The sequence below is a fragment of the Pseudomonas sp. FA-1 genome, assembly GCF_056856075.1.
Genome location: NZ_JBWXTH010000005.1, coordinates 172,808 through 199,577, shown reverse-complemented (window position 1 = coordinate 199,577; position 26,770 = coordinate 172,808). Strand labels below are relative to the sequence as shown.

At 64.2% G+C, this 26,770-nt stretch carries 31 protein-coding genes; 7 read left to right on the top strand and 24 right to left on the bottom strand.

All coding sequences use genetic code 11. The features are described 5' to 3' along the window. Nucleotides 1-20 precede the first annotated feature (20 nt). Nucleotides 21-842 (top strand): ion transporter, encoded by an 822-nt coding sequence (locus AC1MHZ_RS11610; protein ID WP_084854610.1) that lies wholly within the window; start codon nucleotides 21-23, stop codon nucleotides 840-842. A gap of 130 nt (nucleotides 843-972) precedes the next feature. After that, nucleotides 973-1,971 carry a sulfate ABC transporter substrate-binding protein gene (locus AC1MHZ_RS11605; protein ID WP_084854609.1) on the top strand — a complete coding sequence of 333 codons (999 nt, stop codon included), beginning with the start codon at nucleotides 973-975 and terminating at the stop codon, nucleotides 1,969-1,971. 74 nt (nucleotides 1,972-2,045) lie between these two features. On the opposite strand, the gene AC1MHZ_RS11600 is transcribed toward AC1MHZ_RS11605, so the two are convergent. Further along, the gene (locus tag AC1MHZ_RS11600) at nucleotides 2,046-2,975 is read right to left on the bottom strand and encodes a class I SAM-dependent methyltransferase (RefSeq protein ID WP_482966373.1); all 930 of its coding nucleotides are present in this window, start codon (nucleotides 2,973-2,975) and stop codon (nucleotides 2,046-2,048) included. A 182-nt stretch (nucleotides 2,976-3,157) separates the two neighbouring features. Continuing rightward, nucleotides 3,158-4,057 (bottom strand): DMT family transporter, encoded by a 900-nt coding sequence (locus AC1MHZ_RS11595; protein WP_084854607.1) that lies wholly within the window; start codon nucleotides 4,055-4,057, stop codon nucleotides 3,158-3,160. 133 nt (nucleotides 4,058-4,190) lie between these two features. On the opposite strand from AC1MHZ_RS11595, the gene AC1MHZ_RS11590 reads away from it, so the two are divergent. The 3 genes from AC1MHZ_RS11590 (at nucleotide 4,191) to AC1MHZ_RS11580 (ending at nucleotide 7,359) form a co-directional block, all read left to right on the top strand. Further along, nucleotides 4,191-4,628, top strand: a complete 438-nt coding sequence (locus AC1MHZ_RS11590; protein WP_084854606.1) for an Lrp/AsnC family transcriptional regulator — start codon at nucleotides 4,191-4,193, stop codon at nucleotides 4,626-4,628. 452 nt (nucleotides 4,629-5,080) lie between these two features. Then, the gene (locus AC1MHZ_RS11585; RefSeq protein WP_324817601.1) at nucleotides 5,081-6,616 is read left to right on the top strand and encodes an NCS1 family nucleobase:cation symporter-1; all 1,536 of its coding nucleotides are present in this window, start codon (nucleotides 5,081-5,083) and stop codon (nucleotides 6,614-6,616) included. A 14-nt stretch (nucleotides 6,617-6,630) separates the two neighbouring features. Beyond that, nucleotides 6,631-7,359 carry an aspartate/glutamate racemase family protein gene (locus AC1MHZ_RS11580; RefSeq protein WP_084854604.1) on the top strand — a complete coding sequence of 243 codons (729 nt, stop codon included), beginning with the start codon at nucleotides 6,631-6,633 and terminating at the stop codon, nucleotides 7,357-7,359. Nucleotides 7,360-7,460: 101 nt separating this feature from the next. Here AC1MHZ_RS11580 and AC1MHZ_RS11575 read toward each other — a convergent pair whose 3' ends face one another. The 15 genes from AC1MHZ_RS11575 to ccmA form a co-directional block, all read right to left on the bottom strand. Continuing rightward, on the bottom strand, nucleotides 7,461-7,799 hold the full coding sequence (locus AC1MHZ_RS11575) for an FKBP-type peptidyl-prolyl cis-trans isomerase (protein WP_224456368.1): 339 nt from the start codon (nucleotides 7,797-7,799) through the stop codon (nucleotides 7,461-7,463). 86 nt (nucleotides 7,800-7,885) lie between these two features. Next, nucleotides 7,886-8,293: a GFA family protein gene (locus tag AC1MHZ_RS11570; protein ID WP_084854598.1), complete on the bottom strand. Its 408-nt coding sequence runs from the start codon at nucleotides 8,291-8,293 to the stop codon at nucleotides 7,886-7,888. 159 nt (nucleotides 8,294-8,452) lie between these two features. Continuing rightward, nucleotides 8,453-9,700 carry an IS256 family transposase gene (locus AC1MHZ_RS11565; protein WP_482966372.1) on the bottom strand — a complete coding sequence of 416 codons (1,248 nt, stop codon included), beginning with the start codon at nucleotides 9,698-9,700 and terminating at the stop codon, nucleotides 8,453-8,455. A 192-nt stretch (nucleotides 9,701-9,892) separates the two neighbouring features. Beyond that, the gene (locus tag AC1MHZ_RS11560; protein WP_084858196.1) at nucleotides 9,893-10,681 is read right to left on the bottom strand and encodes a PhzF family phenazine biosynthesis protein; all 789 of its coding nucleotides are present in this window, start codon (nucleotides 10,679-10,681) and stop codon (nucleotides 9,893-9,895) included. Between the two features lie 51 nt (nucleotides 10,682-10,732). Continuing rightward, nucleotides 10,733-11,671 (bottom strand): NAD(P)-dependent oxidoreductase, encoded by a 939-nt coding sequence (locus tag AC1MHZ_RS11555; protein WP_482966371.1) that lies wholly within the window; start codon nucleotides 11,669-11,671, stop codon nucleotides 10,733-10,735. Nucleotides 11,672-11,773: 102 nt separating this feature from the next. Next, nucleotides 11,774-12,193, bottom strand: a complete 420-nt coding sequence (locus tag AC1MHZ_RS11550; protein WP_084858198.1) for a hypothetical protein — start codon at nucleotides 12,191-12,193, stop codon at nucleotides 11,774-11,776. Nucleotides 12,194-12,205: 12 nt separating this feature from the next. Beyond that, a complete protein-coding gene (ccmI, locus tag AC1MHZ_RS11545; RefSeq protein ID WP_324818828.1) occupies nucleotides 12,206-13,399 on the bottom strand; it encodes a c-type cytochrome biogenesis protein CcmI in 1,194 nt (397 codons plus the stop codon). Beyond that, a complete protein-coding gene (locus AC1MHZ_RS11540) occupies nucleotides 13,392-13,868 on the bottom strand; it encodes a cytochrome c-type biogenesis protein (protein ID WP_368830008.1) in 477 nt (158 codons plus the stop codon). Before AC1MHZ_RS11540 ends, ccmI begins: the two co-directional genes overlap by 8 nt. After that, nucleotides 13,865-14,401, bottom strand: a complete 537-nt coding sequence (locus AC1MHZ_RS11535; protein ID WP_084858201.1) for a DsbE family thiol:disulfide interchange protein — start codon at nucleotides 14,399-14,401, stop codon at nucleotides 13,865-13,867. Before AC1MHZ_RS11535 ends, AC1MHZ_RS11540 begins: the two co-directional genes overlap by 4 nt. Further along, nucleotides 14,398-16,371: a heme lyase CcmF/NrfE family subunit gene (locus AC1MHZ_RS11530; RefSeq protein ID WP_482966407.1), complete on the bottom strand. Its 1,974-nt coding sequence runs from the start codon at nucleotides 16,369-16,371 to the stop codon at nucleotides 14,398-14,400. The genes AC1MHZ_RS11535 and AC1MHZ_RS11530 overlap by 4 nt, the downstream gene beginning before the upstream one ends. Before the next feature lie 11 nt (nucleotides 16,372-16,382). Next, a complete protein-coding gene (gene ccmE / locus AC1MHZ_RS11525) occupies nucleotides 16,383-16,838 on the bottom strand; it encodes a cytochrome c maturation protein CcmE (RefSeq protein WP_084858203.1) in 456 nt (151 codons plus the stop codon). Beyond that, nucleotides 16,835-17,011: a heme exporter protein CcmD gene (ccmD, locus tag AC1MHZ_RS11520; RefSeq protein WP_084858204.1), complete on the bottom strand. Its 177-nt coding sequence runs from the start codon at nucleotides 17,009-17,011 to the stop codon at nucleotides 16,835-16,837. The genes ccmE and ccmD overlap by 4 nt, the downstream gene beginning before the upstream one ends. Next, nucleotides 17,011-17,775, bottom strand: coding sequence for a heme ABC transporter permease (locus AC1MHZ_RS11515; protein WP_084858205.1), 765 nt, complete (start codon nucleotides 17,773-17,775; stop codon nucleotides 17,011-17,013). Before AC1MHZ_RS11515 ends, ccmD begins: the two co-directional genes overlap by 1 nt. A 46-nt stretch (nucleotides 17,776-17,821) precedes the next feature. Continuing rightward, complete coding sequence (gene ccmB / locus AC1MHZ_RS11510) at nucleotides 17,822-18,499, bottom strand: heme exporter protein CcmB (RefSeq protein WP_411969532.1); 678 nt, start codon at nucleotides 18,497-18,499, stop codon at nucleotides 17,822-17,824. After that, on the bottom strand, nucleotides 18,487-19,119 hold the full coding sequence (ccmA, locus tag AC1MHZ_RS11505) for a cytochrome c biogenesis heme-transporting ATPase CcmA (protein WP_084858206.1): 633 nt from the start codon (nucleotides 19,117-19,119) through the stop codon (nucleotides 18,487-18,489). The genes ccmB and ccmA overlap by 13 nt, the downstream gene beginning before the upstream one ends. 178 nt (nucleotides 19,120-19,297) lie before the next feature. Between ccmA and fliK the strand changes: the two genes are divergently transcribed. Next, nucleotides 19,298-20,863: a flagellar hook-length control protein FliK gene (fliK, locus tag AC1MHZ_RS11500; RefSeq protein WP_084858207.1), complete on the top strand. Its 1,566-nt coding sequence runs from the start codon at nucleotides 19,298-19,300 to the stop codon at nucleotides 20,861-20,863. Next, the gene (locus tag AC1MHZ_RS11495) at nucleotides 20,860-21,189 is read left to right on the top strand and encodes an EscU/YscU/HrcU family type III secretion system export apparatus switch protein (RefSeq protein ID WP_084858208.1); all 330 of its coding nucleotides are present in this window, start codon (nucleotides 20,860-20,862) and stop codon (nucleotides 21,187-21,189) included. Before fliK ends, AC1MHZ_RS11495 begins: the two co-directional genes overlap by 4 nt. Before the next feature lie 179 nt (nucleotides 21,190-21,368). On the opposite strand, the gene AC1MHZ_RS11490 is transcribed toward AC1MHZ_RS11495, so the two are convergent. From AC1MHZ_RS11490 to AC1MHZ_RS11460, 7 genes are all read right to left on the bottom strand, one after another. Then, nucleotides 21,369-21,764, bottom strand: coding sequence for a DUF2802 domain-containing protein (locus tag AC1MHZ_RS11490; protein WP_482966370.1), 396 nt, complete (start codon nucleotides 21,762-21,764; stop codon nucleotides 21,369-21,371). A gap of 1 nt (nucleotide 21,765) precedes the next feature. Further along, nucleotides 21,766-22,245, bottom strand: a complete 480-nt coding sequence (locus AC1MHZ_RS11485; RefSeq protein ID WP_016393802.1) for a chemotaxis protein CheW — start codon at nucleotides 22,243-22,245, stop codon at nucleotides 21,766-21,768. Between the two features lie 40 nt (nucleotides 22,246-22,285). After that, nucleotides 22,286-23,149, bottom strand: a complete 864-nt coding sequence (locus AC1MHZ_RS11480) for a CheW domain-containing protein (protein ID WP_324815535.1) — start codon at nucleotides 23,147-23,149, stop codon at nucleotides 22,286-22,288. Beyond that, complete coding sequence (locus AC1MHZ_RS11475) at nucleotides 23,149-23,937, bottom strand: ParA family protein (protein WP_084858211.1); 789 nt, start codon at nucleotides 23,935-23,937, stop codon at nucleotides 23,149-23,151. The genes AC1MHZ_RS11480 and AC1MHZ_RS11475 overlap by 1 nt, the downstream gene beginning before the upstream one ends. A gap of 92 nt (nucleotides 23,938-24,029) precedes the next feature. Further along, nucleotides 24,030-24,887, bottom strand: a complete 858-nt coding sequence (gene motD, locus AC1MHZ_RS11470) for a flagellar motor protein MotD (protein ID WP_482966369.1) — start codon at nucleotides 24,885-24,887, stop codon at nucleotides 24,030-24,032. A gap of 3 nt (nucleotides 24,888-24,890) precedes the next feature. Continuing rightward, nucleotides 24,891-25,631, bottom strand: coding sequence for a flagellar motor protein (locus tag AC1MHZ_RS11465; RefSeq protein WP_084858213.1), 741 nt, complete (start codon nucleotides 25,629-25,631; stop codon nucleotides 24,891-24,893). Beyond that, nucleotides 25,631-26,761, bottom strand: a complete 1,131-nt coding sequence (locus AC1MHZ_RS11460; RefSeq protein WP_084858214.1) for a protein-glutamate methylesterase/protein-glutamine glutaminase — start codon at nucleotides 26,759-26,761, stop codon at nucleotides 25,631-25,633. Before AC1MHZ_RS11460 ends, AC1MHZ_RS11465 begins: the two co-directional genes overlap by 1 nt. Between the last annotated feature and the right edge of the window lie 9 nt (nucleotides 26,762-26,770).

The window sequence follows — 26,770 nt, the reverse complement described above, 5'->3', positions numbered from 1 at the left end:
TCGCACAATGGAACGAGCCCATGGATAACCCTGCGAACCTGCGCGAGCGGCTCTACGTCGTCGTCTTCCAGACCGATACCGTCGCCGGCAGGCGTTTCGACAAGATCCTCCTGCTGGTCATCCTCGCCAGCCTGGTCACAGTCGTGCTCGACAGCATCGACGAAGTGCACCAGCAATACGCCGGCCTGCTGGCCGGGATCGAGTGGTGCTTCACCGCGATCTTCCTGGTGGAGTACCTGGTGCGGCTCTACTGCTCGCCCAAGCCCCTGCGCTATGCCTTCAGCTTCTATGGGCTGGTGGACCTGCTGGCGGTCATCCCGGGCATCCTCGCCCTGTACTACAGCGACGCCCAGTATCTGCTGATCGTGCGGGTCATCCGCATGCTGCGGATCTTCCGTGTGCTCAAGCTCAGCCCCTACCTCAAGCAGGCCCATTACCTGCTCGCGGCACTGCAGGGCAGCCGGCAGAAGATCATCGTGTTCCTGGTCAGCGTATCGACCCTGGTGACCGTGTTCGGTACCTTGATGTACGTGGTCGAGGGCCCCGAGCATGGCTTCACCAGCATCCCCAAGGGCATCTACTGGGCGATCGTCACCCTGACCACCGTAGGGTTCGGCGATATCGTGCCGAAGACGCCGCTGGGTCAGGTACTGTCGTCGCTGGTGATGATCACCGGTTATTCGATCATCGCCGTACCCACGGGCATCTTCACGGCGGAGCTGGCCAACGCCCTGCGCGGCGAACAGCTGCAGCATGATTGCCCGACGTGCCGCAAGAACACCCATGAACACGGCGCGGCGTTCTGCTCGCGCTGTGGCAATGCGTTGTTCCCGAAGCAGTGATGCCCTGCCCGCGAAGGGGCCGCACAAGCACCGGCATAACCAAAGTGTTTTTTGTTCTTTAACCCCTGCCAAGCCACCCGCTATAGTCGCTGGCAAACTGCCTACAACCTCTCAAGAACAAGGAAGCAACGTGAAAAAGCTCTTCACCGCATCGCTGCTCGCCGCCGGTATGGCCCTGGGCAACCTGGCCCAGGCTGCACCGACCCTGCTCAACGTGTCTTACGACGTGATGCGCGACTTCTACAAGGACTACAACCCAGCATTCCAGAAGCACTGGGAAGCCGAGCACAACGAGAAGGTCAACGTGCAAATGTCCTTCGGCGGCTCGAGCAAGCAGGCACGCGCCGTGATCGACGGCCTGCCAGCAGACGTCATCACCATGAACATGGCCACCGACATCAATGCCCTGGCCGACAACGGCAAGCTGGTGCCGGACAACTGGGTCACGCGCCTGCCGAACAACAGCGCGCCGTTCACCTCCGCCACCGTGTTCATCGTGCGCAAGGGCAACCCCAAGGCCCTGAAGGACTGGCCCGACCTGCTCAAGGACGGCGTGCAGGTGATCGTGCCCAACCCCAAGACGTCGGGTAACGGCCGCTACACCTACCTGTCGGCCTGGGGCTATGTGCTCAAGCAAGGCGGCGACGAAGCCAAGGCGCGCGAGTTCGTCGGCAAGCTGTTCAAGCAGGCTCCGGTGCTGGACACCGGCGGACGCGCCGCCACCACGACTTTCATGACCAACCAGATCGGCGACGTGCTGGTGACGTTCGAGAACGAGGCGGAAATGATCGCCCGCGAATTCGGTCGCGACCAGTTCGAGGTGGTCTACCCGAGCGTGTCGGCCGAGGCCGAGCCGCCGGTGACCGTGGTCGACAAGGTTGTCGAGCGCAAGAAATCCCGCGCCGTGGCCGAGGAATACCTCAAATACCTGTGGTCGCCGGCCGCCCAGGAACTGGCCGCGCAGAACTACCTGCGCCCACGTGACGCGACCGTTCTGGCCAAGTACACCGACCGCTTCCCGAAAGTCGATTTCCTATCGGTGGAGAAGACCTTCGGCGACTGGCGTACCGTGCAGAAAACCCACTTCAATGACGGTGGCGTGTTCGACCAGATCTATACCAACCAGTAACGGTTCGCGACACAAGCCCGCACCGACAGATACGATCTCTGTGGGAGCGGGCTTGTCCCGCGATTGAAGCTTACTCAGGCTCGCTGGCGAAACACCAATGCCTTCAAGCCCCCTGCCGGATCGGCATCCGGAAACTCCGGCGGGTTCTCCAGCCGCTCGACGAATACCAGCCCCGGTGCATGCTCGCCCATGCCCTCGATCAAAAAGTCCGGCCCGATCCCCGGGTCATTGATGCACGCCAACACCGTCCCCTCTCCCGTCAGCAGCTCCGGCAGGCGCCGCAGGATCTTCGCGTAGTCCTGGGTCAGCACGAAGCTGCCTTTCTGGAAGGTCGGTGGGTCGATGATGATCAAGTCATAGGGCCCGTACTTGCGCACCTTGCCCCATGACTTGAACAGCTCATGCCCCAGGTAGGCGACCCGGGAGGCATCGTGGCCATTGAGCCGGTGGTTGTCGCGGCCACGGGACAACGCCGCCTTGGCCATGTCCAGGTTGACCACTTGCTGCGCCCCGCCGGCAATGGCGGCCACCGAGAATCCGCAGGTATAGGCGAACAGGTTGAGCACCCGCTTGCCCGCGGCCTGCTCGCGTACCCAGCGGCGGCCGTAGCGCATGTCGAGGAACAGGCCGTTGTTCTGCCGCACGCCCAGGTCCAGCAGATAGGTCAGGCCATCCTCGATCACTTCGCGTTGCTGGCACGGCTCGCCCAACAGCCACTGGCCAGGGCTGTCCGGCAGGTAGCGGTGCTGGATGAGGATGGCCTGCCCGGCCCACTGCGGGCGCTCGGCGAGGCTGCGCAGCATGGCCTCCAGCTCGGCCAGCTGGCCCTCGGGCGGCTCGCGGAACAGCGCTACCAGCAGCACGCCCTGCAGCCAGTCGACCGTGATCTGCTCGAGGCCCGGCCAGCAGCGGCCACGACCGTGGAACAGGCGGCGGGTTTCCTGCGGGGCGGGGTCAAAGGCGGCGAGCAGGTGTTGCTCGAGGATATGGATCGGCGAGGTCATGGTGGGGTCGCAAGCAAAAAGAACGCATTCTACCTAATGCCAGCCTATAAGCACTGTCAGAGGCTGCTACGTACCCCATCGCGGGACAAGCCCGCTCCCACAGGTTCACCGCTGTTCGCAAGAGCGGCGCATCCCTGTGGGAGCAGGCTTGTCCCGCGATAGGGCCGCAAGGCAAACCTCGCTCAATACCCCTTCACCGCTCCCCTGCCCGACCGGAACCACCATCCCTGCTGCATGCCTGCCGCCGCCAGCAGGATCGCCGCCACACCCAGCCACTGCAGCGGTGCCAGGCGATGGTCGAACGCCACCCAATCGACCAGGATCGCCGCGATCGGGTAGATGAACGACAGCGCACCGGTCAGCGCCGTAGGCAGGCGCTGGATGGCGCTGTACAGCAGCACGTACATCAGCCCGGTATGGACGATGCCCAAGGTCACCAGGCTGGCCAGTGCCGATGTTTCTGCCGGTAGCCCTCGCACCCCGACCCAAGGTGCCAGGAGCACAATACCGGTCACCACCTGGACCAAGGCGATCAGGTGCGGTGGGGTACCGCTCAGGCGCTTGATGATCAGCGCCGCCACGGCGTAGAGGAAGGCTGCGCCCAACGCCAGGCCGATGCCTTGCAGATAATCCCCCGCCCCTTCCTGGCCGCTGCCATGGGCACTGACGATGGCCAGCATGCCGAGAAACGCCAGGCTCAGCCAGGTCATCTTGGGCAGGGTGATCTTCTCGCCCAGGAACAGCGCCGCCAGCCCCACCAGCATGAACGGCTGGACGTTGTACACCGCCGTGCCGATCGCGATCGAAGCCTTGGCGTAGGAGGCGAACAGCAGCACCCAGTTACCGACGATGGCCACCCCGCTGGTCACGGCCAGCAGGAAGGTCGTGCGGGTCAGCGCACCGGGCTTGAGCAACCCCATGGCTGCGCAGATCAACAGCAAGGTGCCGGCGCCGAACACACAACGCCAGAACACCACCTCCAGTACCGGCTGCCCGGACACCAGTACGAACCAACCGATGGTACCGGAAATCAGCATGGCGGCCGTCATCTCCAGCGAGCCGCGACGCAACGAATTGTCCATCTCACACCTCCTGTCGAACAGGGCCACAGTATGTGCGAGGCGACGGTCGACCATCCAGCGGAAAACAAAGCCGTTCTCGGGCATTCACCTTTACTATCAAGGCGAATACAGGAAATCACCTAACGAGGGCGACATGACCGATGCCATAGACCAGCTGTTGATCAATGCCTTGATGGAAGACTCCCGCCGTTCGCTCAAGGCACTGGCGCAGGTCAGCGGCCTGTCGGCACCCAGTGTCAGCGAACGCCTACGCCGCCTGGAGGAACGTGGCGTGCTGCGCGGTTACACGGTGGATGTCGACCCTCGCAGCTTCGGTTACCAGCTACAGGCCATCGTGCGTATCAGGCCACTGCCAGGACAGTTGCAGGAAGTCGAGCGGCAGATCATCGCCATCCCCGAATTCACCGAATGCGACAAGGTCACTGGCGAGGATTGCTTCATCGCCCGTCTGCACGTGCGCTCCATGGAACAGCTGGACACCCTGCTCGATCGCATCAATGTGCTGGCCGAAACCAACACGGCGATCATCAAGAAGACACCGGTCAAACGCCGGCTGCCACCCATGGAATAGCAGTTCGGATACGCAACGGTTAATTTTTGTACACACAAATGTCACCTTAGGTGCCATTTTTGTGTGCACTTTTGTGCAGTAACGCCTCAGCACGTTACATACTTCCGCCGCTAAAAACTGACCAATCGATCAACTAACAGCGCACCTCAAAAATAAAAACTGTTCATTTGGTCAACTTATAATTCCTCAATTTCATTCACTTATCTTTCAACAAGATAAATTCGAAAAAGCCTCACGCTGAAAGTTGCTTTTCGCCTGGCATGGAACTCGCTTTTGTGTCCTCGTGTTTTGTATACAAGTTAAACAAAACGTAAATACATAAGAACCCGCAGCACCTGCCCCGGCAGGCCGTTGCGCCCAGAACCCAGTGATGCCAACGCTGCACCGACGAGATGGCGAGCCCGTGCGCATGCCCGATCATCGCAGTCCACACGCATCAGGAGCCTGCCGGAATGAGTACCAGCCTCAACCTTGCCCCTGAACTATCCGTTGCCAGCACCAACCCCACTTCCACTCCACTCGCCGGTGATCTACCGGACCTCGAACTCAGCCCACGCCTGCATAACCGCGACCTGGCCCCGACCCGCAGCGAAGGCCGACGCTGGGGGCGCTACAGCATCTTCGCGCTGTGGACCAACGACGTGCACAACATCGCCAACTATTCATTCGCCATGGGGCTGTTCGCGCTCGGCCTGGGTGGCTGGCAGATCCTGCTGTCCTTGGCCATCGGCGCAGCACTGGTGTATTTCTTCATGAACCTGTCCGGCTATATGGGGCAGAAGACCGGCGTGCCCTTCCCGGTGATCAGCCGCATCGCGTTCGGGATCCATGGCGCACAGATCCCAGCCCTGATCCGCGCGGTCATCGCCATCGCCTGGTTCGGCATCCAGACGTACCTGGCCTCGGTGGTATTGCGGGTATTGCTCACGGCGATATGGCCGCAGTTGGCCATCCATGACCAAGACAGCATCCTCGGCCTGTCGAGCCTGGGTTGGGTGTGCTTCGTGGCGATCTGGCTGGTGCAGCTGGTGATCCTGGCCTACGGCATGGAGATGGTGCGCCGCTACGAAGCCTTCGCCGGCCCGGTGATCCTGCTGACCGTGGCAAGCCTTGCGGGCTGGATGTACTTCCAGGCCGATGCGCGCATCGCCTGGTCGGTGGCCGAGCCGCTGACCGGCTACGAGATGTGGCGCAACATCTTCGCTGGCGGCGCCCTGTGGCTGGCGATCTACGGCACGCTGGTGCTGAACTTCTGTGACTTCGCCCGCTCCTCGCCCTGCCGCAAGACCATCCGCGTGGGCAACTTCTGGGGCCTGCCGGTGAACATCCTGGTGTTCGCGACCATCACCGCAGTGCTGTGCGGTGCCCAGTTCCAGATCAACGGCCAGGTGATCGACAGCCCCACCCAGATCGTCGCCAACATCCCCAGCACGCCGTTCCTGGTCCTGGGTTGCCTGGCTTTCTTGATCGTCACCGTGGCGGTGAACATCATGGCCAACTTCGTCGCCCCGGCCTTCGTACTGAGCAACCTGGCGCCACGCCACCTGAACTTCCGCCGCGCGGGGCTGATCAGCGCGACCCTGGCAGTGCTGATCCTGCCTTGGAACCTGTACAACAGCCCGCTGGTGATCGTGTACTTCCTGTCTGGCCTGGGCGCCCTGCTCGGCCCGCTGTACGGTGTGATCATGGCCGACTACTGGTTGCTGCGCAAAGGCCAGGTCAACGTCCCGCAGCTGTACAGCGAGAACCCGGCCGGCGCCTATTTCTACACCCGAGGCATCAACCTGCGCGCCGTCGCCGCCTTCCTGCCCACCGCGCTGCTGGCCATCGTCCTGGCCCTGGTGCCCAACTTCCACAGCGTCGCGCCGTTCTCCTGGCTGATCGGCGCCGGCACCGCCGCCGCCCTGTACCTGCTGCTCGCGCCACGCAACCGCCAATACCTCGACGTCAGCGGCGAAGCCATCGCCGTCGACCACAGCAGCCATTGATAGGGAGATCCTTCATGCGCATCTTGATCGCCAATGTGAACACCACCTGCGCCATCACCGACGCCATCGCCGAACAGGCCCGCAGCGTGGCCTCGCCGGGTACCGAAATCATCGGCCTGACCCCCTGGTTCGGTGCCGAGTCGGTGGAAGGCAATTTCGAGAGCTACCTGGCCGCCATCGCCGTCATGGACCGCGTGCTGGCCTACGAAGACCCCTTCGATGCAGTGATCCAGGCAGGTTACGGCGAGCATGGCCGCGAGGGCCTGCAGGAGCTGCTGGATGTGCCGGTGGTGGACATCACCGATGCCGCAGCCAGCACCGCCATGTACCTGGGGCACGCCTACTCGGTGGTCACCACCCTGGACCGCACCGTGCCGCTGATCGAGGACCGCCTCAAGCTCTCGGGCCTGTTCGATCGATGCGCCTCGGTGCGCGCCAGCGGCCTGGCCGTGCTCGACCTGGAAGCCGACCCACGGCGCGCGGTGGAGGCGATCGTCGAGCAGGCTGAACGGGCCGTGCGCGACGACAAGGCCGAGGTGATCTGCCTCGGGTGTGGCGGCATGGCCGGGCTGGACGAGCAGATCCGTCAGCGCACCGGCGTGCCAGTGGTCGATGGTGTCAGTGCGGCGGTGACCATCGCCGAGTCGCTGGTGCGCATGGGCCTGAGCACTTCCAAGGTGCGGACCTACGCCACGCCTCGGGCGAAGAAAGTGGTGGGCTGGCCGATGATGTTCGGTCGATAGGTTCTCAATTGCGCGCTGCCCGACCCACTGGCTCAGGTCGGGCAGCTATGCGCTCCATGGTCGCGCCACTGCCGCACGTTGCGGCTGAGCCTATGAACGACTCAATCATCCCGCGTCAGCACTTCCAGCAACTCGATCTCGAATGTCAGGTCCGAGTGGGGCGGGATCGAACCCACGCTGCGCTCGCCATAGCCCAGGTGTGCCGGCACCAGCAGCTTGCGCTTGCCGCCGACGCGCATCCCCATCAGGCCCTGGTCCCACCCTTTGATCACGCGACCGGTGCCGATCACGCACTGGAACGGCTTGCCCCGCGACCAGGACGAGTCGAACTCGCTGCCGTCGGCCAGCCAGCCGGTGTACTGGGTGGTGATCAAGGCGCCCTTGACCACGGCCTTGCCCTGGCCTTCCTCGAGATCGATGATTTGCAGTTCGCTGCTCATGCCTGTTGTTCCTGAAACGGATTTCGTGGCCGCCGTTTTCTCAGGAATGAACCGCTTTGGCAAGGCCGCGAGGCGCCTAGGGTCGCCTAGCCGAGCTGCTCGAAGGCTTCCTGGCCGGTCAGTTCCTTGGTCTGGTTGGCGAAGCAGTACCAGGCGGGTTTCTGTTCGACGAAGATCTGTAGATCGAAGTCCCAGGTTTCATCACCATCCAGCAGGCCAACCGGGATGGCGTAGAAGTCGTTGGCCTTCAGGCGGTAGTACAGGTGCGTGCCGCACTGGCCGCAGAAGCCGCGTTGGGCCCAGTCGGAGGAGTCGTAGACGGTGGGGGGCGTGCCTTCGATCTGGGGGGGTTGGCTGCAGTGTACGACCAAGAGGGGGCCGCCGGTCCATTTGCGGCACATGCTGCAGTGGCAGGCGCTGATATGGGTATTGTCGACGGTGACTTTCAGGTGGGTTTGGCCGCAGAGGCAGGTGCCTTGTTTTTCCAGGGGCATGGGTGGAGCTCCTTGGGGATTGGGTTTGGAAGTATAGGTTGGGGATCTCCTGTTGGGCTTGGGCATTTAGGTCGTGTGGGTATTCGTTTCTGGTGGTGGAAGTGTCAGATTTTTTGTGTGCGGGCCGGTAACGGCCTGCCGTCAGGCAGGCCCTGATTTTCACCAGGTCGGCCTGATGAACCGATCTCCGTACAAAATCGCGAATTGATTCATCGCATTTTTCCAATCATGCGCCGCTGAGCCCCAGTTCGCCGTGATGTTTCGCAGCCCCAGCCAGATCAGCTTGGTGGCTGCGTCATCGTTCGGGAAATGGCCCCGGGTCTTGATGACCTTACGCAGCTGGGCATTGATACTCTCGATGGCGTTGGTGGTGTAGATTACTTTCCTGATGGCAGGCGGGAAGACAAAGAAGGGAATCACTCGATCCCAGGCGCGTCTCCAGGCCGCGACGACCGTTGGGTATTGCTTGCCCCAGGGCCCATTTTCAAACTCATCGAGTGCCTGCTCAGCCGCTTCGGCGTTGATGGCCTGATAGATCGGCTTAAGTGTCTTGGCCAGTGCCCGTCGCTTGTCCCAGGCTGCAAAGTCCAGGCTGTTGCGGATCAGGTGCACGATGCACGTCTGTAGCGTCGTCTCTGGAAACACTGCGCTGAGGGCCTCTGGCATGCCCTTAAGCCCATCGGTCACGGCAATCAGCACATCCTCGACACCACGCGTCTTGAGATCGTTGAACACCTTCATCCAGAACTTCGCACCTTCGGTGTTCTCAATCCAGATGCCCAAGATATCGCGCGTCCCGTCGGGTAGAACGCCCAGTGCCAGGTAAATGGCCTTGTTGCGCACCAGGCCTTCTTCGCGGATCTTCACCCGCAGTGCATCAAAGAAAATGACCGGGTACATCGGCTCCAATGGCCGCTGTTGCCAGGCGCCAATCTCTTCCATGACCTCGTCTGTCACAGAGCTGATGAAGTCGGGTGAGACCTCTGTTCCATACTGCTCGGACAGAAAGGCCCGGATCTCTCTGACAGTCATTCCACGGGCATACATGGCGATGATCTTGTCATCGAAACCGGTGTACCGCCGCTCGTGCTTTGGGATGAGAATGGGCGCAAAACTGCCGTCTCGGTCACGAGGAATTTCCAGCCGCAGCGGGCCATCACCGGTCAAAACCGTCTTGCCACTCTTGCCGTTACGTTGATTGGTTTCATCCTCTGGGCGCTGCGCGCCCGGCGGATAACCCAGGTGGTGGCCGAGCTCGGCATGCAGGGCGCGCTCGATCAAGGCCTTCTTGAACGCCGCAGACGCATCCTCGATAGCCTCTGCAGTCATCAGGCCCTCACCGAACTGCTCCAGCAGCTCTTTGGGGATTTTGGGCAGGTCACGCAAGGGTTTCTTTTTGGTTGGCATACATGCACCTCTTACTCATGTTATGCCCGAACACAAAATTTCTGACACCCTCGCGCTTTTCGCCTTTACGGCGACCTACTTTTGCTCTTGGGCAAAAGTAGGCAAAACCGCTGGCTCCTGCATCCGGCCTCCTGACGTCGCGATTGGCGCAACCGGTAACTTGAACGCCGCCAGGAAACCGAAGGCAACCCATCAGATAGAGATCACCCCACGCAGGTACAACGCCCCCCGCCCGCTGATGATCACCCGCCCATTCCCAGGCACCTCGCACCACAACTGCCCCTTGCGCCGGCCGCCCTGCTCGCATATCAGGCTGCGCTTGCCTAGCCGCTCAGCCCAATAGGGCGCCAGCGAGGTATGCGCCGACCCTGTCACCGGGTCTTCGTTGACCCCTACCCGCGGTCCAAACCACCGCGTCACGAAATCGAACCCTCGCCCCGGCGCGGTCACCGCGATACCACGCACATCGAACGCGCCCAATGCCACGAAGTCCGGTGCCAAGGGCTCCAGCAACGCCGCATCGTCGATCACCACCACATAATCATCGGTACGATAAACCGCCCGGACACTGTTCAGCCCCAGCGCCTCGAGTAACCCTTCGGGCACGTCGACCGCCACCGGCTGCTTGGCCGGAAAGTCCATCGCCAGCAACCCATCGCTGCCACGGCTGACCCGCAATTCCCCGCTGCGCGTATTGAACCGCAGCACCGCGGCCTGCTCGCCCAACTGCTCGAACAGCACCCAGGCCGCCGCCAACGTCGCGTGCCCGCACAAATCCACCTCGACGCTGGGCGTGAACCAGCGCAAGTCGAACGCCTCGCCATTGCGTACGAAATACGCCGTCTCGGAAAGGTTGTTCTCCTCAGCCACACGCTGCAGCGTTTCATCCGGCAGCCAACACTCCAACGGCACCACTGCCGCCGGGTTGCCACCGAACGGTGTGGCAGAAAACGCATCGACCTGGAAGATCTCGAGTTGCATGCAAAAGCTCCTCATGCCCGGCCTCAGGCCCGGCAGGTTCAGGGGAAAGGGTCAGGAACGGACCGGGGTCAGCACCGGCTCACCGGCAAAGAACGCCTGCAGGTTAAGGAGCACCAGGTTCACCGTATCCCGTGCCGCATCCGGTGATTGGCCGGCCACATGAGGTGTGAGCACGGTATTGCCGAGCACCTTGAGCGCATCGGGCACGGCAGGCTCGTCATCGAAGACATCCAGTGCGGCGCCTGCGATCGCACCTCGGCTCAGGGCATCGACCAGGGCCTGGGTATCGACCACGCTGGCCCGGGCGATGTTGACCAGATAGCCGTCCGGCCCCAACGCTTGCAGCACCTGGGCATCGACCAGGTGGCGGGTGGCATGCCCCCCGGGCGTCGCCACCACCAGGATATCCACGGCCTCGGCCAGGCTCGGCACGCTGTCATGCCAGGTGTAGGGCACGTCGCGACGCGGCGTGCGGCTGTGGTAGCTGATACTCATGTCGAAGCCCAGGTTCGCCCGCTTGGCGATCGCCCGACCGACCGCGCCCAGGCCAAGGATCCCCAGGCGCTTGCCGCTCACCGAAGGGCTGATGACCCGGTTCCATTCCCCCCGGCGCGTGCTGGCATCGGCCCGTGGCACATCGCGCAGCAAGGCCAGCAGAAGCGCCAGGGCATGGTCGGCGACCGCCGCGGCATTGGCGCCGGCACCATTGGTCACGGTAATGCCGCGAGCCGAGGCGGCAGCCAGGTCGACCTGTTCGTAGCCGGCGCCGATCACACAGATGATCCTAAGCGCCGGCAAGGCTTCGATCTCGTTGGCCGTCAGGCCCAGCGGGCCGCTGGTCAGTACCGCATCGACCTGGGCACCGAAGCGCACGATGGCCTCGGCGCGCAATTGCGGCGACGGCGCGCGGATCAGCCGAAAACCGGCCTGCTCGAGTAGCGGCAAATAGTCATCGACGGTTTCCACCAGCACCAGAACGGTCTTGCTCATGCGCCCTCCGGCTCGTGTGCGAGAAGGGATTATGCGTGGGGACCGGCCAGTACAGTCAATGAGAATATTGGGCCATAACTGTACTGTATCGGTAGTCGACGTTTACTGAGCGAACGCCCGACCCAGGCCGCCCGGAACGCCGCTGCTGTCGGTTTCCTGCCAAGGGCCCTCGGGGCTCAGCGACCAGCTCCAGCCATTGTTCCAGCGGTAGTAGGTGCGCTGGCGATAGAAGGTGTTGGGCTTGTTTTCAAGCACATAGACGCCCATGCGCGGGTCCCAGTGGCTGGCGCCGCCCGGCGGCGGTGCGAAGCTGGCGGAGGTGCGCGGCATGGCCTTGGGCGCGCTGGCCGGTTTACTCGGCCGGGTGCTCGGCTGCCCGCTCGGCGCCGGCTTGATCACCGGCCCCTGGCGCGGCGGCGCGGTTTCGACCGGCGGCCACGGCTCGTCGCTTGGTTGTTGCACCGTACAGGCGGAAAGACCCAGTGCCAGGGTGATCAGGGTCAGACGGACGGCGCTGTTCATGCAAATGCTCTCTTATTGATCTGGGCTGTCGATAGTCAGGTGCTGGGCTGCCTCGGTATGGGTGGACAGCGGCGCGCTCTGGCCGATCCACTCGCCCCGGGTCGGTTGGCCGGCACGGGACACACGGGCAACCAGTTGGACCTCACTGAAGTCCGACAGTTTCATCTGCGGCATCATCGCATCGGCGTCGGACAGCTCCACCTCCAGCGGCAACTGAGCCACCGTCACGCGCTTGGCCGCAACGGGCATGGGCGGGCCATTGCTGGCACGGGCGAAGATGAACACCGTGTCGCCGGGCTTGACCTTGTCCTTGAGCTTGTCGGCCAGTGTCACCCGCACCTTCAGGCGAGCAGCCTCGGGCGCTGCCGCCGGTTTACCGCCCACCGCCTGCAGCCTTTCGGCGGCACGGTCGATGCCGCCCTGAAGCGCGGCGCGTGAAGCGTCGCCCTCAGGCAATTGCGCCAGCAGGCGCTGCCAATAGTCGATCGCCTCCTGGTAGCGCTCGCCCTCGAACGCGGCGATCCCGCGCAGACCAAGGCTGGTCACCTCCTTGGGGTCGGCCTTGAGCGCTTCGTCGGTCAGGGCCTGCACCTGCTCGCTGAACTGCTTGTTCGCGGCAAAATACAAGGCCTGGGCCCACTGGCCAAGCAACTCGGGCTGGCGACCGGCCAAGGCGACGGCGCGCTCGAAAATACGTGCGGCGTCGGCCGGGCGCTGCTCGGCCATGTAGGCGCGGCCAAGGAAGTACAGACCCTCTGCCGAGTCCGGCTGGGCCTGCACGGCACGCTCCAGGCGCGTGGTCATTTCTTCCATCGATTGCGGCGCCTGGGCGAACTCGCGGGTCAGCTCGACCTTGTCGGCGGCGCCGAAATGCAGGTACAGCCCAAGGCCCATCGCCGGCACCAGGACCGCCGCCAGCAGCGGCAGCGCCTTGCCCAGATGGCCCTGGCGCGACGCCTCGGCGCCCTCGGTATCGGCCAACAGTTCACGGGCTGCCTCGTCACGCCCCTTGGCCAGCTGGTCGGCATCGAGCACGCCGGCTTCCTGCTGGGCCGCCAGCTCGGCGACCCGCTCCTGGTACAGGGCGACATTGAGGGCAGTACGGTCTTCTTCCTGCTGCTGGCGGCGGCCGCGCAGGGTCGGGATCAGCAGGAAAGCCAGGGCGGCGAGCAACAGCAGGCCCGCGCTAAGCCAGAATTCAGTCATGGGTCTGTTCTTTATCCAGCAGTTTGGCGAGGCGCTCGCGTTCTTCAGGCGACAATTGCTCGGTCGAGGCCGCTACCGGCCCGCGACGACGGCGCACGATCAGCGCCAGCACCACGAAGCCCGAGGCCAGGAGGATGCCCGGGCCGAACCAGAGCAGCCAGGTGCGGCCGGTGAGCGCCGGCTTGTAGCGCACGAAGTCGCCATAGCGATCGACCATGAAATCGACGATCTGCTGGTTGCTCTTGCCTTCGCCGAGCATGCGGAAGATCTCCCGACGCAAGTCGGCTGCGATCGGCGCATTGGAATCGGCGATGTCCTGGTTCTGGCACTTGGGGCAACGCAGCTCCTTGGTCAGTTGCTGGTAGCGCTCGCGCTCGGCGTCATCGCGGAACTGGTAGGTATCGATGGCGGCCCGGGCCACACCGGCCACGCCCAGGACCAACACCGCCACTGCCAACCAGCGCCTCATGGCTTGGCCTCGTCGAGCAGGCCCTGGTACAGCGGCGCCAGTTGTTCACGCCAGACCGTGGCATCGACCACGCCCACGTGCTTGTAGCGGATGATGCCCTTGGCATCGATCAGGAAGGTTTCCGGTGCCCCATACACGCCCAGGTCCAGCCCAAGGCTGCCCTGCTCGTCACGGATGTTCAGCTGGTAGGGGTTATGGAAGTCGGCCAGCCATTTCAGCGCCGCGGCGTTGTCGTCCTTGTAGTTGACCCCGTGGATGACCACGCCCTGCTCGGCGAGCTGGTTCAGGTAAGGGTGTTCGACCTTGCACGATGGGCACCAGGTGGCCCAGACATTGACCAGTGCCGGGCGGCCCTGCAGGTCGGCCGGGGTGAGCGTGCGGTCGCCCTGGACCGAGGCCAGCGAGAAGGCCGGGAACGGCTTGCCGATCATCGCCGAGGGCAGTTCGTCGGGCTTGAGGAACAGGCCCTTGTAGAGGAAGACCGCCATCAGCAGGAACACCGCCAACGGCAACACCATGATCCAACGCTTCATGCAGTTGCTCCAGACATGCCCAGGACATCACGCACCCGGGCCTTGACCTTGACGCGGTAGCGTCGGTCGAACGCCGCCAGGAAGCCACCCAGCGCGGTCAGCAGACCGCCCAGCCAGATCCAGCGGACATATGGCTTGATATGCACCCGTACCGCCCATGCACCGTTGTCCAGGGGCTCGCCGAGGGCGACGTACAGGTCGCGGGTGAAGCCGGCGTCGATACCGGCCTCGGTCATCATCGACTGTTGCACGGTGTACAGGCGCTTCTCAGGGTGCAGCACGGTCACCTCGCGGCCGTCGCGGCTGATGCGCACGGTGCCCTTGTCGGAGATGAAGTTCGGCCCCTCGAAGTGCCGGGCGCCCTCGAACAGGAAGTGATACCCCCCCAGTTCCACGGTCTCGCCCGGCGCCATGCGCAGGTCGCGCTCGGCACTGTTGTTGCTCGACAGCACCACGCCCAGGGCACACACCGCCAGGCCCAGGTGCGCCAGGTGCATGCCCCAATAGCTGCGCGACAAGCCGCGCAAGCCCTTGGCCATGCCCTTGTGACGGGTCTTGTCGAGGATGTCGCGCACGCCCGCCAGTACCACCCAGGCGGCCAGGGCGAACGCGCTCAGGGCCGGCCAGTCGAAGTCGTCGACCAGCAGGCCAGCGACCGGCGCCAGCACCGCGCTGCCCAGCAGCACCGGGGTCAACATGCCCACTAGCCATTTGCCCGGGGTGTCCTTCCAGCGCACAACCACGCCGATCCCCAATACCACCATCAGCAATGCCATCAACGGCAGGAACAATGCATCGAAGTAAGGCGGGCCGACCGAAAGCTTCGCCCCGGTCAGGGCATCGAGCACCAGCGGGTAGAGGGTACCGAGCAGAATCATGGACGCCGCCACCACCAGCACCAGGTTATTGGCCAGCAGCAGGGTCTCGCGCGACCACAGGGCAAAGCCCACCTGGCTCTTGACCACAGGGGCGCGCAGGGCGAACAAGGTCAGCGAGCCGCCGACCACGAACAGCAGGAAGACCAGGATGAACACGCCACGGGATGGGTCGGATGCGAAGGCATGCACCGAGGTCAGCACGCCGGAACGGACCAGGAAGGTCCCCAGCAGGCTCAGGGAGAAGGCAGCGATCGCCAGCAGCACGGTCCAGCTCTTGAATACCCCACGCTTCTCGGTGACCGCCAGCGAGTGGATCAACGCCGTACCTACCAGCCATGGCATGAAGGAAGCGTTTTCCACCGGGTCCCAGAACCACCAGCCGCCCCAGCCCAGCTCGTAGTAGGCCCACCAGGAGCCCAGGGTGATGCCGACGCCGAGGAAGGCCCAGGCGACGATGGTCCAGGGCCGCGACCAGCGCGCCCAGGCGGCATCCAGGCGCCCGCCCAGCAGGGCGGCGATAGCGAAGGCGAAGGCCACCGAGAAGCCGACGTAGCCCATGTACAGCATCGGCGGATGGACGATCAGGCCGAAGTCCTGCAACAGCGGGTTGAGGTCGCGCCCGTCAGTCGGTACCTGGGGCAACAGGCGTTCGAACGGGTTGGAGGTGATGATCAGGAACGACAGGAAGCCCACGCTGATCATGCCCATCACCGCCAGTACCCGGGCCAGCATCACCTGCGGCAACTGGCGCGAGAACACCGACACGGCGAAGGTCCACCCCCCCAGAATCAGCGCCCAGAGCAACAGCGAGCCTTCATGCGCGCCCCATACGGCGCTGAACTTGTAATACCAGGGCAAGGCGCTGTTGGAGTTGCTGGCCACATAGGCTACCGAGAAGTTGTCGGTCATGAAGGCATGGGTAAGGCAGGCGAAGGCGAACGCCAGGAAGGCGAACTGCCCCCACGCCGCCGGTCGTGCCAGGCTCATCCACAGGCTGTCGCCGCGCCAGGCGCCGAGCAACGGCACACTGGCCTGCACCACGGCAAAGCAGATCGCCAGGATCATCGACAACTGCCCGAGTTCGGGGATCACCAGGGCCGCATTCATGGCTTGGGCTCCGCGCCGGTGGCCGCCTGGCCGCTCTCCTTCAGGGCCTTGGTGACCTCGGGCGGCATGTATTTCTCGTCGTGCTTGGCCAGTACCTCGTCGGCCACCACCACGCCTTCGGCGTTGAGCTTGCCCAAGGCCACGATGCCCTGCCCTTCGCGGAACAGGTCAGGCAGGATGCCACGGTAGGTGATCGGCACCGACTTGTTGAAGTCGGTGACCACGAAGCGCACGTCCAGCGAGTCGGACGAGCGCTGCACCGAGCCCTTCTCGACCATGCCGCCTGCGCGGATGCGGGTATCGAGGGGCGCCTCGCCATTGGCGATCTGGGTCGGGGTATAGAACAGGTTGATGTTCTGCTGCAGGGCGCTCAGGGCGAAGCCGACGGCGATGGCCACGCCGACCAGCAGGCCGAGGATGAGGAACAGGCGTTTCTTGCGCTGCGGATTCACTGGTTGTTCTCCCGGCGCAGACGACGCGCCTCTTCTTGCAGGTAGCGGCGGCGGGCCAGCAGGGGCGCTGCGACATTGAGCGCCAGCACTGCCAGGCAGATGCCATAGGCCGACCAGACGTACAAGCCATGGTGCCCCATGGCGAGGAAATCACCGAAGGATGCGAAACTCATCAGGCGGCCCTCCGACCCAGGCTGTTCAGTACTTCCTCCCGCACCCAGCTGGCACGGGCTTCGCGCTTGAGCACCTCGAGGCGCATGCGCACCAACAGCACTGCGCCGAAGAAGCAGTAGAAACCGAGCGCCGTCAGCAGCAATGGCAACCACATCTCAGCCGGCATGGCAGGCTTTTCGGTCAGGGTGAAAGTGGCGCCCTGGTGCAGGGTGTTCCACCACTCCACCGAATACTTGATGATCGGGATGTTCACCACGCCGACGATGGCCAGCACCGCGCAGGCCTTGGCCGCGCTGTCGCGGTTGCTGATCGCCTGACCCAGGGCAATGATGCCGAAGTACAGGAACAAGAGGATGAGCATGGAGGTAAGGCGTGCATCCCAGACCCACCAGCTACCCCAGGTCGGCTTGCCCCAGATCGCCCCGGTCACCAGCGCCACCGCAGTCATCCAGGCACCGATGGGGGCGGCGCATTGCAGGGCGACATCGGCCAGTTTCATCTTCCATACCAGCCCCACCACTCCAGCCACCGCCAGCAGCACATAGCACGACTGCGCCAGCATGGCGGCCGGCACATGGATGTAGATGATCCGGAAGCTGTTGCCCTGTTGGTAGTCCTGGGGCGCGAAGGCCAGCCCCCAGGTGATGCCGACCAACAGCAGAAGGACGGCGGAAACGGTCAGCCAGGGCAGCATGCGCCCACTGATCGCATAGAACCATTTGGGGGAGCCCAGCTTGTGGAACCACGTCCAGCTCATTTTCATCAGGGTACATCCAGGGTATTTGCCGGGCTTGGAAGCCCGAGACTCGTTATTCGCCGACGCTGATCTTCAGGCCGGCCGCGATCGCAAAAGGTGCCAGTGTCACCGCCAGGGCCGTCAGGCTGGCCAACCAGAGCAAATGGCCGGTGGCGGGCATATTCTGCAATGCCGCTTGCAAGGCGCCACTGCCCAGGATCAATACCGGGATATACAGCGGCAGGATCAGCAACGCCAGCAACAGGCCACCGCGTTTGAGACCGACGGTCAGCGCCGCGCCCACTGCGCCCAGCAGGCTCAGCACCGGTGTACCCAGCAGCAGCGAGCCCAGCAGTACCGGCAGGCAATTGGCGGGCAGGCCCAGCATCAGCGCCAGCAGCGGTGCCAACAATACCAGCGCCAGCCCGGAAAAGATCCAGTGCGCCAACACCTTGGCCAGCACCAGCATTGCCAAGGGGTGCGGCGACAGCACCCACTGTTCCAGCGAGCCGTCCTCGAAGTCGCTGCGAAACAGGCCGTCCAGCGACAGCAGCACGGCCAGTAACGCGGCCACCCAGACCAGGCCTGGCGACAAGGTTTGCAACAATTGTGTCTCAGGCCCGACCGCCAGTGGGAACAAGGCGACGACGATCGCGAAGAACACCAGCGGGTTGGCCAGCTCCGCCGGACGACGACATAACAGGCGCGCCTCGCGGCGCAGCAACAGGATGAATACGCTCATGCCGCCCATTGCCCCAGGTTCAGTTCGCGGTAGCCGGAGGGCTTGCGCTCGAGGTTGTGGTGGGTGGTCAGTACTACCGTCCCCCCCTGCTCGCAGTGGGCCGCCAGGTGTGCCTCGAGCTGGGCCACGCCCTGCTTGTCCAGGGCCGTGAAGGGTTCGTCCAGGATCCACAACGGTGGGCTGTCCAGGTACAACCGGGCCAGGGCCACGCGGCGCTGCTGGCCGGCCGACAAGGTATGGCACGGCACATCCTCGAAACCCCGCAGGCCTACCGCAGCCAAGGCCTGCCAGATGGCCTCGGCACTGGCCGGCTGGTGCAGGGCGCACAGCCAGGCGAGGTTTTCCTCGGCGGTGAGCAGGTCCTTGATGCCGGCGGCATGGCCGATCCACAGCAGGATACTGGCCAGGGCATGGCGCTGCTCGGCCAGCGGCTGGCCGCCCAGCAGGATCTGCCCGGCCGTCGGCTGCATCAGCCCGGCCAACAGGCGCAGCAGGCTGGTCTTGCCGCTGCCGTTGGGGCCGCTGATCTGTAGCATGTCACCGGGCCGCAACTGGAATTCCAGGTGCTCGAAGAGCAATCGCCAGTCGCGCTCGCAGGCCAGGCCTGTGGCTTGTAGGTGAAGGGTCACGGTTTCGCCTTATACAGGTTGGGCCCAGGCTCGCTGCATGAAGGCGGCAGCGAACCTCGACCCAGTGTCTCAAGTCGCCCCAGCCACTGCCGTTATAGTGGCAATGGCGGACGGGCGGGCATTATTACATGCAACGTCCCGCTGCCAAGAGGGCTGGTCCGACAGGTTGTATACAATCATGACTGAAATCAATAGTCTCGGCGCACAAACCGTGCTGGGCCTGCAAGCCGGCAAGGCCGCGATGACCGGCGAATTGCTGCGTCTGCTACAGCCTCAGCCGGGCTTGATGGCACCCGGCGAGACCGCCCGGGCCGATGTATTGTCGTTGCGCCAGGTCGGCCAGGACTTCCAGTTGTTGCTGCGCCTGACCCTGGCCAACGGCAACCAGACCCAGCTGCAGGCCAGCGCCAGCCAGCCCCTGCCCCAAGGTAGCCAGGTAACCGTCACCCAGACCGAAGGCAACCGCCTTGCAATCCTCGTGCAGCAAGTCAATGCCGGCAACAGTGCGGCCCTCACCCGCCTCGATACAGCCCAGGTGCCGGTCGGCACCCTGTTGCAAGGCAAGGTGCTGACCAGCCAGGCCCTGCCGATGAATCCCGGCGAAGCGGCCAGCTTCCGTTCGCTGGTGAGTCTGCTCAACAGCCCCCAGGCCGGCGCCACCCTGACCATCGACAGCCCGAGGCCGTTGGCGGTGGGCAGCCTGCTCAGCGCCCTGGTACAGGGTGACCAGTCGCTGCGCTTCGTGCCTCTGGGCGGTCGCCAGGATCATCTGGCCATTACTCAAATGCTTGGTGCGCAGCAGAGCCGCCAGGCCTCGCTGCCGGGGTTGCTCGATGCCTTGCAACAACTGGCACGCACCCCGAACGGCAACGGCGATCTGCGGGTCAGTGCCGAACGCCTGCTGGCAAGCCTTCCTGAGGCACGGCAACTGGGCGACGCCAAGGCCGTGGCCCAGGCGCTGCAAAGCAGTGGCGCCTTCCTCGAATCGAAGCTGCTGGCAGGGCTGGCAAGCGGCGTGGCAACGGACTTGAAGGCGCAATTGATTCGCCTGGTGGCCCAGGCCATGCCTTCCCTCCCTACCGGGACGCCCTTCAACCCAGCGGTGGCCAATACGCTGGCGCAGGTCTTTCCCGGTATGGCCCGAGGCGCCTTGGGCATGCTCGAGCGCAATACGCCCAAGCCTCACCCCGGCGCATTCCCTCTACCCTCGCGGTTGGTGAAGAACCTGGAAGAGGAAGGCGACCTGCAGCAGTTGCTGCGCCTGGCCGCCGCCGCCATCGCACGCCTGCAGGCCCATCAGCTGTCCAGCCTGCAGCAAACCGGCATCAACGAAAACGGCAACCTGCTGACCACCTGGCAGTCTGAAATACCGATCCGCCATGGCCAGGAATTCATACCCTTGCAGGTCAAGCTGCAACGCGAGGAAACGCCGGAGCAACAGGCCGACCCGCAACGAGAACAACGCGATCCGCTGGCGTCGTTGTGGCGTATCGAACTGGCATTCGACCTGCCACCGCTCGGCCCCTTGCAGGTCCAGGCACAGTTGAACCAGGGTCGGCTCTCGGGCCAGCTGTGGGCGCAGTTGCCCCAGACCGCGCAGCTGATCGAGCGTCAGTTGGGTGAGCTGCGCGAACGGCTGGTGGCTCGCGGCCTGGAGGTTGGCGACCTGGAGTGCCACCCCGGCACCCCGCCGCAAGGGGCACGCACACGCCTGGAACAACGTTGGGTGGATGAAAACGCATGAGCAGCAAGCAACCGCGCCAGGCCATCGCCCTGAGCTACGACGGCCAGCAAGCCCCGACCTTAAGCGCCAAGGGCGACGACGAACTGGCCGAGGCCATTCTTGCCATCGCCCGCGAACACGAGGTGCCGATCTATGAGAATGCCGAGCTGGTGCGGTTGCTGGCGCGCCTGGAGCTGGGGGAACAGATCCCCGAGGCGCTGTACCTGACCATCGCCGAGATCATTGCCTTCGCCTGGCAGTTACGTGGCAAGGTGCCTGCGGGCTTCGATGACGCACCGCCGCCCGAGCGCGACGTCACGCCCACGCAGCTGCGCCTGCCCTCATAGCGCGAAACTCATTGATCTGACAGAAACCTGTAGGAGCGGCCTTGTGCCGCGATGGGGCGCAAAGCGGCCCTAATATCGGCCATACCAGTTTCTCGGGCAAACCGTGCACATGAACTCAGGGCCGCTTCGCGCCCCATCGCGGTGCAAGGCCACTCCTACAAAGAGGTCGATGGATCGCTTCACTCGCTGCGATGCAGCTTGCTCATCAGCTCCGCTTCGGCCTGGGTCAGGCCGCAGGTGCGGGTCAGCTCCTCGACGCTGGCACCCATGCCCACCAGCTTGGCCGCCTGGGTGAAGGTCACGCTGTTGGGGTCGCGCTGCTCCAGTTGCTGGAGCTTGTCGGGCAACGGGGCGACCACCGCGCGCAATTCGTGGATCGCCTCGCCCATGCGCACGGTACCGTTCTGGTAGTCGTCCAGGCGCTTGGCCAGGTCCTTGATGCGCTGGTCACGCAGCGCATCGCCCTGGGCCTGCTGGGCGGCCAGCTCGCGCTGGCGCTTGCTGTAGTTGAGGAACAACCACAGGCTCAGCGCCCATAGCAGCACCAGGAGAAGGACAGCAGCCTCGAAGATCAACTCAGATGTTCTCCAGCTCGGACCACTCTTCCTCGGTCATCATCTTGTCCAGCTCGACCAGGATCAGCAGCTCGCCATTCTTGTTGCACACGCCCTGGATGAACTTGGCCGACTCCTCGTTACCGACATTCGGCGCGGTTTCGATCTCCGATTGGCGCAGATAGACCACCTCGGCGACGCTGTCGACCAGGATACCGACCACCTGCTTGTCCGCCTCGATGATGACGATACGGGTGTTGTCGGTGACGTCGCTGGGCATCAGGCCAAAACGCTGGCGGGTGTCAATCACCGTGACCACGTTGCCGCGCAGGTTGATGATGCCCAGCACATAGCTCGGCGCACCCGGTACCGGCGCGATCTCGGTATAGCGCAGGACTTCCTGCACCTGCATGACATTGATGCCGTAGGACTCGTTGTCCAGACGGAAGGTTACCCACTGCAGGATCGGATCTTCGGAACCTTGTGCAGACGACTTTTTCATTCCCCTACCCCTTGAAATCCGCGCTCGGCGGTGTGTTCGGTCATTGGTGTTTGGCGTGCATCTGCTTGACGGCGCCGCTGGCGATCAACTCAGCCAGTTCGGCGACATCGAGCAAGGCACACATGTGTTCGATCACCGTGCCGGCCAGCCATGGGCGCTGCCCACGCTGGCTGCGCCACTTGATCTCGGCCGGGTCCAGGCGCAGGGAACGGCTGACCTGGTGCACGGCCAGCCCCCATTCATAGCCCTGGACGGAAATCACGTATTGCAGGCCCTGGCGGAAGTCCTCGCGGTAGCGGTCGGGCATGACCCAGCGCGCGGTGTCCAGTACCTTGAGGTTACCCGCCTGGCAGGTCAGGATGCCGAGGAACCAGTCTGGCTGGCCGAACAACGGAGTCAGTTCCTGGCCAGCCAGGCTGTAGATCGAACCCAGGCAGACCAGCGGCACGGCCAGGGTCAGGCCGGCGACATCGAACAACAGGCATTCGAACGGCTCGGCCGCCCAGGCCGGGCGCCCGTCGACAGTCTTGGGCGGCAGCACCGCGCCGGCTGATGGCAAGTGCACATCGACCAGGGGCGCCACAGGCGTGATCACCTCAGCTGCTTTTTCGGCCTCGCCCACGACCTCGGCGGACACCGGCTCAAGCTCGACGGGTGCCAGCACCGAGGGCAGGACCTTGGCCTCGGGCTCAGCGAATGGCCGCAGCATTACAGGGGCATGGGCTTCACGCAGGGCGTCCTGTGCCTGCTCCTGGCGAACCGCCTCGGCAAATTCGTCGCTGGGAGCCGCCTCGGCCGGCCCCGGGAGCGGGTCGAGTTCCTGCGTGGCCTCCTGGAGCAGACCATCGAGGTAGGACTGCAGGGCCAGTTGCGGCTTGGTGGTGGTTTGCCGTGCGGAATTCATCAGGCCACCTGCAGTGCCGATTGTTGGGTGAGCAGGTGCTTGAGCAGCGCCCGGTAAGCGATCAGGCCACGGCTCTTGCCATCGAACTGCGAAGGCGTAACCCCCGCCCGGCTCGCGTCGCGCAGGCGTGTATCAACCGGGATATAACCCGGCCAGACCTGTTCGCCGTAGTTGTCGCGCAGCACCTTGAGGGTGCCCAGCGAGGCCTGGGTCCGCCGGTCGAACAGGGTCGGCACGATCTGGTAGGGCAAGGCCTGACGCCGCGAGCGGTTGACCATGGCCAGGGTTCCAACCATGCGCTCGAGCCCCTTGACGGCGAGAAACTCGGTCTGCACCGGGATCACCAACTGCTGGCTGGCCGCCAGGGCGTTGACCATCAGCACACCGAGCAGTGGCGGGCTGTCGATCAAGGCGAAGTCGAAGTCCTGCCACAGCTGCGCCAGACTCTTGGCGATTACCAGGCCCAGGCCACTCTGCCCCGGCGACTGGCGCTCGAGCACTGCCAGCGCGGTGCTCGAGGGCAGCAACGAAATACGCTCGTCGCTGGTCGGCAGCAGCAGTTGCCCGGGCAGGCCCTCGGGTACCGAGCCCTTGTGCAGGAATAGGTCGTAGCAGCTGTGCTCCAGGGCGTCGGGGTTGTGCCCGAAGTAGCTGGTCATCGAGCCGTGGGGGTCGAGGTCGACCACGACCACGCGCTTGCCCGCCTCGGCCAGCAAGCCGGCCAAGGCGATGGTAGTGGTGGTCTTGCCGACGCCACCTTTTTGATTGGCTACTGCCCAGACTCTCATAGGACGACTCATGACTCGTTGATGACGCTGCCCGCTGTGGGAACCGGCTTCGCCGCCTCCCCGCAGGGACACGGTGCCAGAGAATTGACGAGTTATGGCCCCGCCACCGCTGCTGGCGTTGCCGGTGCACTTTGTGTGCCAGCACGGCGCAAAGCCGCATCTGGCGTGGCATTGGCGCTACCGGAACCGGTCAGGCTGCGACGCACCTCGAGGTTACGGGAAATCACCAGGACCACCCGACGGTTGCGGGCCCGGCCTTCGGCGGTGTCGTTGCTCGCCACCGGCTGGTACTCGCCATAGCCCACCGAGGCCATGCGTGCCGGGTTCACACCATTCATGGCCAGCAAGCGGACGATGCTCGCCGCGCGCGCCGACGACAGTTCCCAGTTGGTCGGATACTGGGCCGTGCGAATCGGCAGGTTGTCGGTGAAACCCTCCACGTGCACCGGATTGGCGAACGGCTTGAGGATGTTCGCCACCTTCTCGATGAGGTTGAAGGCCACGTCGCTTGGCATGGCATCGCCACTGCCGAACAACAGCGACGAGTTGAGCTCGATCTCCACCCACAGTTCGTTGCCGCGCACCGTCATCTGGTCGGACTTGATCAAATCGCCGAATGCCTCGCGCACGTCGTCGGCAATGCTTTGCAACGGGTCCACACTGCTCTGCGCCAGGCCCGCATCGGTCTGTTCGCTGTCCTTGACCAGTGGCTCGGCCGGCTTGATGGTCAGCGGGCGTTCGTCGCCGATGGGGATCGGGTTCATGCTGCGCTCGGGGTCGTTGAACACGCCGATCAGCGCCTGGGAAATGACCTTGTACTTGCCCTCGTTGATCGAGGAAATCGAGTACATGACCACGAAGAAGGCGAACAGCAAGGTGATGAAGTCGGCGTACGACACCAGCCAGCGCTCGTGATTCTCGTGTTCCTCGGTATGGCGACGACGGGCCATGGTCTACTCCATGAAGCCTTGCAGCTTCAGCTCGATCGAGCGTGGGTTCTCCCCTTCGGCGATCGACAGCAGGCCTTCCAGGAGCATCTCGCGATAGCGCGACTGGCGCAGGGCGATGGCCTTGAGCTTGTTGGCGACCGGCAGCAGGATCAGGTTGGCGCTGGCCACGCCATAGATGGTGGCGACGAACGCCACGGCGATGCCATTGCCCAACTGCGAGGGGTCGGCCAGGTTGCCCATCACATGGATCAGGCCCATGACCGCGCCGATGATGCCGATGGTCGGCGCGTAGCCGCCCATGCTTTCGAATACCTTGGCCGCCTGGATATCACGGCTTTCCTGGGTCAGGAAGTCGACCTCGAGAATGCTGCGGATGGCCTCCGGCTCGGCGCCGTCGACCAGCAGTTGCAAGCCCTTGCGCGCATAGGGGTCGGGCTCGGCATCGGCCACCCCTTCCAAGCCCAGCAGACCTTCCTTGCGTGCGGTCAGGCTCCAGTTGACGACCCGGTCGATACCACCGGGCAGGTCCACCCGGGGCGGAAAGAAGATCCAGCGCAGGATCTGCAAGGCCCGCTTGAAGGCCGGCAACGGCGACTGCAGCAGCGCCGCCGCCAGGGTACCGCCCAGCACGATCAGGGCCGCCGGGCCGTTGATCAAGGCGCCGACATGACCGCCCTCGAGGAAGTTGCCGCCGACGATGGCGACAAAGGCGAGGATCAGGCCGATCAGGCTCAGCACGTCCATCAGATGCACGCCTCGACCAGGTGCTTGCCGATTTCGTCCAGGCTGTACACCGCGTCGGCCAGGTTGGCCTTGACGATGGCCATGGGCATGCCATAGATCACGCAGCTGGCCTCATCCTGGGCCCATACGGTGCTGCCGCCCTGCTTGAGCAGACGTGCACCTTCACGGCCGTCGGCCCCCATGCCGGTGAGCACCACCGACAGCACCTTGTCGCCATAGGACTTGGCCGCAGAACCGAAAGTGATGTCCACGCATGGCTTGTAGTTCAGGCGCTCGTCGCCCGGCAGGATCTTCACCGTGCCTCGGCCGTCGACCATCATCTGTTTGCCGCCTGGGGCCAGCAAGGCCAGGCCCGGGCGCAACACATCGCCGTCCTCGGCTTCCTTGACGCTGATCCTGCACAATTTGTCCAGGCGCTCGGCGAAGGCCTTGGTGAAGGCTGCCGGCATGTGCTGGATGAGTACGATCGGCGCCGGGAAGCTGGCCGGCAGCTGGGTGAGCACCCGTTGCAGCGCCACCGGGCCGCCGGTGGACGTCCCGATGGCCACCAGCTTGTAGGGCTTGCGCTTGGGCGCGGGCGCGTGGCTGCTGCCCGCCGCGCTGCGCGTCACCGGGGCAGCCGGAACGGCGCTGCGGGCCGGCGATGCGCTGCCCAGGCTGCTGGCCGGGGCATGGCTGGCGGGTGCAGGCGTTGGCGTCGCGATGGCCGTGGCATAGCCGCCGAAACGACGGTTGCTGCGCGACAGGGTGTGGACCTTCTCGCACAGCAACTGCCTGACCTTGTCCGGGTTGCGCGAGATATCCTCGAAGTTCTTCGGCAGGTAGTCCACTGCGCCGGCATCCAGCGCGTCGAGGGTGACACGGGCGCCTTCATGGGTCAGCGAGGAGAACATCAACACCGGCGTCGGGCAGCGCTGCATGATGTGGCGTACCGCGGTGATGCCATCCATCATGGGCATTTCGTAGTCCATGGTGATGACATCCGGTCGCAGCGCCAGCGCCTGGTCGATCGCTTCCTTGCCGTTGGTCGCAGTACCGACGACCTGGATCGTCGGGTCGGCCGAGAGAATTTCCGAGACGCGGCGGCGGAAGAAACCGGAATCATCCACCACCAGGACCTTGACTGCCATAAACACTCC